Source organism: Paenibacillus sp. oral taxon 786 str. D14, from assembly GCF_000159955.1.
Classification (GTDB): domain Bacteria; phylum Bacillota; class Bacilli; order Paenibacillales; family Paenibacillaceae; genus Fontibacillus; species Fontibacillus phoenicis.
The window spans coordinates 183,849-191,799 of record NZ_GG695975.1 but is presented as its reverse complement, the minus strand read 5'-3'; the positions used below and the strand labels follow the sequence as shown (position 1 = coordinate 191,799).

7 protein-coding genes are annotated in these 7,951 nt (G+C 40.9%); 1 reads left to right on the top strand and 6 read right to left on the bottom strand.

All coding sequences use genetic code 11. From position 1 onward, the window contains the following. Positions 1–23 precede the first annotated feature (23 nt). The 3 genes from POTG_RS10770 to POTG_RS10760 all read right to left on the bottom strand — a co-directional run bounded on the left by POTG_RS10770 (position 24) and on the right by POTG_RS10760 (position 2,369). Complete coding sequence (locus POTG_RS10770; protein WP_009224856.1) at positions 24–218, bottom strand: DUF2933 domain-containing protein; 195 nt, start codon at positions 216–218, stop codon at positions 24–26. A 206-nt stretch (positions 219–424) separates the two neighbouring features. After that, a complete protein-coding gene (locus tag POTG_RS10765; RefSeq protein ID WP_009224855.1) occupies positions 425–1,009 on the bottom strand; it encodes a TVP38/TMEM64 family protein in 585 nt (194 codons plus the stop codon). Between the two features lie 100 nt (positions 1,010–1,109). After that, positions 1,110–2,369: a cell wall-binding repeat-containing protein gene (locus POTG_RS10760; RefSeq protein ID WP_009224854.1), complete on the bottom strand. Its 1,260-nt coding sequence runs from the start codon at positions 2,367–2,369 to the stop codon at positions 1,110–1,112. 212 nt (positions 2,370–2,581) lie between these two features. Between POTG_RS10760 and POTG_RS10755 the strand changes: the two genes are divergently transcribed. Further along, positions 2,582–3,139: a C40 family peptidase gene (locus POTG_RS10755; RefSeq protein ID WP_371859504.1), complete on the top strand. Its 558-nt coding sequence runs from the start codon at positions 2,582–2,584 to the stop codon at positions 3,137–3,139. 49 nt (positions 3,140–3,188) lie between these two features. On the opposite strand, the gene POTG_RS10750 is transcribed toward POTG_RS10755, so the two are convergent. The 3 genes from POTG_RS10750 to POTG_RS10740 are packed head-to-tail and all read right to left on the bottom strand — an operon-like array spanning position 3,189 to position 7,924. Beyond that, on the bottom strand, positions 3,189–4,865 hold the full coding sequence (locus POTG_RS10750; RefSeq protein ID WP_009224852.1) for a methyl-accepting chemotaxis protein: 1,677 nt from the start codon (positions 4,863–4,865) through the stop codon (positions 3,189–3,191). Between the two features lie 57 nt (positions 4,866–4,922). Then, positions 4,923–5,597, bottom strand: a complete 675-nt coding sequence (locus POTG_RS10745; protein WP_009224851.1) for a methyltransferase family protein — start codon at positions 5,595–5,597, stop codon at positions 4,923–4,925. Between the two features lie 26 nt (positions 5,598–5,623). Beyond that, the gene (locus POTG_RS10740; RefSeq protein ID WP_009224850.1) at positions 5,624–7,924 is read right to left on the bottom strand and encodes a spermine synthase; all 2,301 of its coding nucleotides are present in this window, start codon (positions 7,922–7,924) and stop codon (positions 5,624–5,626) included. Positions 7,925–7,951 lie beyond the last annotated feature (27 nt).

Genomic DNA, 7,951 nt, shown 5'->3' with positions numbered 1-7,951 from the left:
GTTAATTTGAACTTCGGATTGGTTTACCGGGATAATTTTTGAATTTCTTGCTTCATTTGCTCATTTTGCGCTTTTAGTTCGTCAAGCTGTACTTGCATCGCACGGTCATTTGAATGCTCCGAATGAGAGCCGTGTCCATGACCATGCCCCTTCATTCCAAACATCATAAACACCATCATTAACGGACAAGCCAACAATAGCAGCCAAGACCAATCCATTTGTATTCCTCCTTTATCATTTCAATAACTTGATATGTTCATTGTAAAGAGTGATTGTGTAGAAACCGTGTGGAAAGCGTGCAATTTCTATGGACTTATAAAAAAACACGACCCGATATTATGGTCGTGGTAAGGCGTGGACGGTACTGTATCCAAACTAGGCATGTCAATAATTCAGCCCCTTCGATCCTTTCTTTGGCGAATGTTTAAATATCCGACTTCCTAGATCTGAACTTTCCGGGTATAAAGAGAATGAAAAAGAATGAAAATAGTAGCAATATTGAAATACCCGTCTTGACGCGTTGGTCTTCAATCATCTTAAACCCATAGCCAGCCATAGACTCTAAAAGAATGGACGGGGCTTTTCCGATGCCTGTAGCGAGGAGATAGATCGGGATACGTACTTGTGCTATTACACTCATGACTGTAACCAGGGCGGACGGCATATATGGAATGATTCTGGCGATCAAAACCGTGAGAAACTGCCTAAGAGTACTCATCCGTTGTATACGATGGAACCACAATCTTCTGTTCTTTGAAAGATACTTCTCCTCTAGTTTGAGTGCCCCTTTTCGGTATAACATATAGGAAACAATCGCACCGGCCATTTCACCGAGCCAGGATACGAAAAAACCTGGGATTCCCCCAAACACTAACACATTGGCCATCGTGAGAAAAACGGAAGGAATTACCCCTAAGATGCTGATGACCACATTGAGGACGATGCTAAGGACGTACGATCCTATCCCCCAGCCTGCCAACCATTCTGCAACATCTTCTGCCTGTAACATTGCCGGATTCGCTCCCTAATACTAACATCATTTTTTTAATAAAAAGGCTGCATGGATCATATTAAACAATCCTATACAGCCTTTTTGCCTTTTCTTCGGGTTAGTGGTTCATCCCGGGCATATCCTCCGTATTGCCGTTCATTCCACCCATACTTCCATGATCCATCCCTGATGCCGATACAATCTCCAGCATGGTGTCGATTTGCCCCTGAGCTTCAGCAGAAATGGATGCCTGAGAGCCGGTTAGCCAGGCATGGTTATACGGTCCCTCTGTTGGAGATTTCTCATATTTGGGTTGGACAGACATCACGTAAGACATCACCGAATCCGGCATACTGTCCTTTGTTGTCCATAGAAGCGGTGCATGCTTGCCTAAGTGAGAAAAAGGCGCACCCGCAATAGCCAGTCCCGGATTTTCTGGATTTACAAACGAAAAGTTATGCCCAGGTGTTGTAATTCCCCAACCAAATCCGGTTGCTTTGTCCTTATATTGAGCAAAGGCAACAGCGTTAGCATATGGATCATCGCCAGCAATACGTACCACTTTGCCATATTGCTTTATTTGATTGGCTACATTCTGTGAAATGACAGATTCAGGCCCTAAAATATAAATATTGGCCTTTCCTCCCCGGGTTTGTAACGCTTCTTTGGTTTCCTGCGGTATCTCATCTTTCATGACATACAACAGGGGCTCAGGCATATGAGCGATCCAGTTGATGGCCGGCATTGTATACTCAAGACTTTCCATCGATCCAATGATGACGGAAGAAGGATTTTCACCCGCTACTTTAGCGTAATAAGCATCAATGGCTTTAGCCAAAGCTGCAGGATTATCGGCTACAAGTTTGTCCGTTTTGAACCCGAGTTCCTTTGCCTGATCCTCAACTTTTTGATCAAGATCACCAACCAAGATCGCTTGAATTCCCTCGTTACTCTCCACGCCTTTCGGCTTTAATCTTTTCATCTCATTTGCAGTAGCTTCAGGAATACCATCCTGATTGACAAACAAAATCGGGCCATTGCTTGGATGATGGATCAAGTCGGCACTAACAACTGCATTCTGCCAATCATCAGCAGATGTAAGAATAATACTCCCTGGACGGTTATCATCACTGGTTGCCATCCATAACGTTCGCGATACCGACACCGCCGCTTCCACGGGATTATCCGTGTTTATCCGCGTCGTATTTTTTGAGGAAATCCATGGAGTCACGACTTTTACTTCGGAAACAGTTGTATTACTTGATGGTTGAACCGTATTCTCAGCTTTAGCAGCATTGTCGTTTCCCGAATTGGTGCAGGCCGATAAAATGAACACCGTAACTAATAAAGCTACTCCGAGTTGGACTGGTTTCTTCATAAGCGCCTCCTGTAAATTCTCATTATTTTCTAAATAGAGTTATTAGGTGATATCCATTTTAAACAAAAAGCTTGTGGAAAGTATGTGGTTTTCGTGGAGATCCCGTTTAATTATTACCTTTTCCGCTTCCAAATATTACGCCTAAACAAACCCTGAAATCCTGTGTTAGGATGACGTCAGTTTCACAAAAAAACATCAGGAGGAAATTCAGCATGAAGAAATCTTTAGCAATTTTAATGGTATCTGCTTCTCTCGTAATGAGTCCGTTTGGAGCTCCGACGACTCATGCATCAAGCGACATTCCTACACAAGCTAAAGCAACAGTAAGCAGCGTGCGGGAAAATGTTATCGCAAAAGGGATGAAATATTTAGGAACTCCTTATGAGTTCGGGTCCAGCAGAAGCAATACCAAAACCTTCGACTGTTCCGACTTTGTAAGACAAGCCTATTGGGAAGGAGCAGGAATCAGGTTGCCTTCTAATTCGAGGACTCAAGGAGCTTATATCAAGAAAAACGGCACCTATACAACAAACTGGAAGAACCTCAAGCGTGGAGACATTATGTTCTTCATGTCTTACAGAGGCAGCAAAGCTTCTGACTACCAAGGAATTAATAAAAGCACTGCCCGCATCACTCATAACGGAATTTATCTTGGAAACGGGAAAATCCTGCAAACTTATTCCAAAGAATCGGGCGGCGTTCGTATCGATAAAATTGAGGGCACTCAATGGGAAAAGCGCTTTCTGTTTGGGGGAAGTGTGTTGAAATAGCATAACAAGCCAGTGAGAAATAACTCACTGGCTCGTCCTTTCTCCAAATTTATACTTGAAATTGATTAACGGCCTTTCTCATTTTTTCGATCGTTTCCAACATTTTGGATGAAGTTTCGGATATATCCTCTGTTCTATTCACTTGTGAATGGCTCGCTTCCATGATGTGTTGGACATTTTTTACTGTCTCGTCGGCGATTGAAGATACCGTCTGAAATGAGGAGGCAATTTCTTCAATTCCAGCAGATATTTCCTGAGTTGCCGTAGATATTTCCTGATTTTGCTTAGCTACAACTCCAGCAGAATTGACAATATTGCTGAATGCTTGTCCTGCTTTCTGTAGGACTTTTATCCCTCGATCAAGCTGCTTGAGTCCCAGCTCCACCATTTCTGCAGCGTCACTTGTCTTCGTTTGAACAGTATCAATTAAAGATTGAATTTCATGTGAAGAACGCTCAGATTGTTCAGCCAATTTTTTCACTTCATCGGCGACCACCGTAAACCCTCGGCCATTCTCTCCTGCTCGAGCTGCCTCAATGGCTGCGTTCAATGCCAATAGATGGGTTTGTGAGGAAATCTCTGTAATCATTCCTGCTATACTGCTAACATTATCAGACATCTGGTACAACTCATTAATACTATCTGCCATTAAGCGAGTCGTTTCATTAAGCTGATGGATCTCCTCAACAGCTGTTTGGATTGACTGGTTTCCCCGATCAGCATGTTCCAACATTTCACTTGAAGTTAGTGCGACAATGGAAGTTGTTTCGGCGATATGCTGAATGTTTTCTGAAATATCATCCATGGCATTAGCACTGGCATTCATTCCCTGAGCTTGCTTAAGCGCCCCTGATTCAACTTGTATGACATTTGAGTTCACATCTAGAGCCATCTCTGCAATTTGCTTCGTCTTCTCGTCAACAGATAGAGAAGAATGGTGAACACCTATAGAAACTTCTTTGACGGAATGTACCATTTCTTGAAGCCCCCGCACCATTTGATTGACGCTAATAGCTAGTCTACCTAGCTCATCTCTAGACTTAGAAACCAGAAGATCTACTCTTAAATCGCCAACTGAAACCTTCTCCATAAGATGTGTCATCTGGAGAATTGGCCGTACAAATCTGACCGATAAATAAGCAGCAACTATTAAGGAAACTAAGAGACCGATTAAGGCAAACCAAATCATACTTTTTCGAAAATTTTGGGAGGCATGCTCATACATTTCTTTCGGCATACTTACATGAAAAGCTCCAATAACATCGCCCTGCTTATTTCTTATCGGTTCATATAAAGAAAGTTCTTCTCCATTATGGGAAGAACCAAGATAGGCTTCCCCTTTCTCCAAAACCGTCTTTTGAACCTCGGTTTCAAGGGAACTCATCGATTCATTATTTGCCATGGAATCATCTGCAGTTGCAACGCTGATTTTACCTTTAAAAATGACGATACTATCTCCAGTCAGTTTATTAATGGATTCTACCGCTTGACGATTATTTTCCATTAGTGTTTCGCCCTTGTACAACTTGGTATTTTTAATTTCCCACTCCCCTGGATATTTTTCATTGAGCAATGCCTTGGCCATAGCTTCATTCGTTGCGAGTTTCTTCTCAGCAAGGTGGGTTACCTCATTTTTCATCATTACTGCCGAGTATCCCCCTAATGAAACGACAACAATTAAAATGACACTCGAAAACATGATCATCAATTTTATGGAGAGTTTCACGATAAATAGCTCCTTATACAATATTAATACATAGTTTCTATTACAAAAAATATAGGCTTACCTATTTCTAAATGTCCCTGCAATTTCTGAAATTTCATTTCTAGTTAATAATCTTCTCGGAATGAATGCCGGAACTATTTTTTTATACTCCAGATATTTTTCTCCAAATTCTTCTATCATTTGTTTTTCTTCTCTTTTGGAAAGTTTTGTATACATGACTAAAAGGATAGGCGCCATCAAAATCGTAATTATTGTTGGCCACTGCACCAGGAAGCCAATGATACTAAGCACAAAACCGCTGTACTGAGGGTGCCGTACTATTCTGTATATCCCGCTAGTGACCATCTCTCCCTTTCCGGCATGAATCCCTTTCCAACCTATCCCAATAATCAATATCCCCGCAAATATAAGTAGGTTACTGAGAGGGTGGAGAATGGAGTATAGTGTTGTTGAACCGCCAGCCAAGGCTACCCATAAATGCCCATTAAGATGAGTAAACGGATCTAGTACCGGGTATTTACTCCCCAAAGCTGAAGTTAAAATATAGATTGTTAACGGAAATCCAAACATTTCACTGAAAAGTGCAACTATAAATGCCGCGAAGGCTCCTAATGTTCTCCACTCCCTTTTCGTTTGGGGCTTATATGCCGCAAATACAAACATACCAAAAAACAGGATGTTAAATAGAACGGATCCCCAGAGACCGTACGCATTCTTATCCAAAAGATGCATAATAATCGTACCTCACTTATTCAAAATTAGGGTCTATTAATAACGCTTATCAGAGCATAAATGAATCCGCCAACGAGCAGTGCGCCATTGAACCCCAGGCTCATGGAGAGAATAACCGCTAGTACCGAGCCCATTACAGACATAACACCGTTTATGCCGAACATCATCGGAATTGCGTCCTCTTTACCTGATTCCTCAAGTCGTTTTAGTCCTCTTGGAAATGGAATCCCCATAAAGAACCCTTGAATCATTACTAATATGGAAGCAACAATGATTTTATTAACTAAGCTCCACTCCGACGTGATGAGAAACATTTTTACTAAAAGCAGTATTAATGCTATATTGACTACCACAACCAAAAGAGGAGGTATACAGTCATTTTTCAGAATTTTGTTAAGCGATTTATTTCTACTCATGTATCCTCCCAACCCGCTTCCTACCAGCAATGCCGCCAGAATATAGCTAAAAGTAAGTACAGGATGACCGAAGTAAAGAGAAAATTTCTGTATGAGCGGTGTTTCAATCAACATAAATCCGGCACCTAGAAGTCCAAAGTAAAGTGCTGGTCTCTTCAAGTTCCGATTTCTTATTAAAAACGGGACAAAGAGAATCACACTCCCAATTCCAACAGCAGCAAGAAGATTAAGCAACGATGTAGGTAAACCCTTCTCAAAATTGTAGAAATAGGGACTATCATCTGTAGACGGGACCACATTGTTGCTAAATTTGGCTGTGAATTGTTTGAAAGTATCGTGCTCATCTTCCAGGTGCTTTAAAGGCCCCTCCTCGTAAATATTAGGAAGGAATAACGGCGTATTACCGCCTTGTAATGCCTTGTCTAATAACTGGTTACTCTCATTCTCTGTAAAAGGTACATTTTTTATGATTACAATAGGATAATGAATATGTTCAGCATCACCGCCATGTTCTGATGGAGGCATATTTTTGGCTAAAATAGCGATGTATTTTGGTGCTTCCTTCAAGGGAACTCCTCTTTGAGTAAGAGCTGAAATGGAGGTTGCCACTATTTTTTCGAGATCGTTTTGATCATGAGCAAGAAAGGCGACTCTTCCGTTACTTTCCAGTTTATTTAGATAATCTTTCACTGCCTCAACCGTATAGATATAGTTTTCAGAAAGAGCGTACCCCACACTTTGAGAAGCATTGGTCATTACTAAGGATAAAAAGATCGTATCGAATTTATCGTTCGTCCTTCTGACGAAATTCCGACCATCTTCTGCATATACCTTCACTTCCGGCAAATTGTAAATGTTGCCGTTAAAGTCGGAGTACTTTTCTACGGCGTCAATGCTCGAAGTATTTATTTCAACTGCGGTAATATCTTTACTCCCGGCCGCTAAAGCGTATAATATATCTCTTCCCCCTCCTGGCCCAATGATCAAAGACTTATCATTCTTCCCTATCGAAAAAGGTAAAAACTCAGTTTCCTTTTTATATTTCTCCAGACTGCTTAAATCACCGTTATATTTCATCATTGGGGCATTAGCCGCTCCATCAATAGTAACCACCATATAGTCGGGTATTTCCGGTAGTCTTATAACATCAGTCCTAGAGAATGAATTCCATTCCGTAGATATAATTTCTGCATTCTCACCTTCATATTGATAAAACCCAAACGTTTTACCTGGATTAGTCAATAAACCGTTGAAATTCTTCTCGATCGAATTTATATACTGAACTGGAACGAATAAACCTGAAGATAATAGAACGAGAGAAACTATGGTTACAGCAATCAACCTCTTAAAATTTGCTAACAACGAGAAGCTGAGCGCAGCCAATAAGGCAATAATAGCTATAACCAAGGAAGACCTGAACATTCCTAAATTGTTCATTAATAGAAGTACAACTACGCTCCCAACCCCTGAGCCGAGCAAATCTGCAAAATAAAGTTTATTGCTTATCCCCGCGGATAGTCTGAAGAGAAGGGATATATAATATCCCCCTATTACAAAAGGAAGGGTTCCCAACAGGGCATAGATTAAAACACTATTTATATAAGGCAGCTTATAGATCACCGATAATATGACGAGATAAAATAGGGCTAACAAAAAAGCCGCATAACCTATACTTTGCACCTTCTGTATCTTACCCGGTTCTTTTGCCTTTTTCTGCTGCATATATACAAGTACGCTTCCGACACCAACGCCGCATATTGCAAAAGATGTGATAAGAAAAGTATAGTGATAGGATAAAAGTGCCGAATATATTCTTGTTAGTATTACTTGGTATACAAATAAGGAAACAGATACAAAGGAAATACTTAATAAAATTAAAAAATTTCCCTTTATATTGATTGACTTTATCAAGAATGCCTACGCCCCTCTAAGTGGTAG

Excerpts from the sequence above, each read along its gene's own strand:
- POTG_RS10770 (WP_009224856.1), bottom strand. The coding sequence starts at position 218 with ATGGATTGGTCTTGGCTGCTATTGTTGGCTTGTCCGTTAATGATGGTG.
- POTG_RS10765 (WP_009224855.1), bottom strand. The coding sequence starts at position 1,009 with ATGTTACAGGCAGAAGATGTTGCAGAATGGTTGGCAGGCTGGGGGATA.
- POTG_RS10760 (WP_009224854.1), bottom strand. The coding sequence starts at position 2,369 with ATGAAGAAACCAGTCCAACTCGGAGTAGCTTTATTAGTTACGGTGTTC.
- POTG_RS10755 (WP_371859504.1), top strand. The coding sequence starts at position 2,582 with ATGAAGAAATCTTTAGCAATTTTAATGGTATCTGCTTCTCTCGTAATG.
- POTG_RS10745 (WP_009224851.1), bottom strand. The coding sequence starts at position 5,597 with ATGCATCTTTTGGATAAGAATGCGTACGGTCTCTGGGGATCCGTTCTA.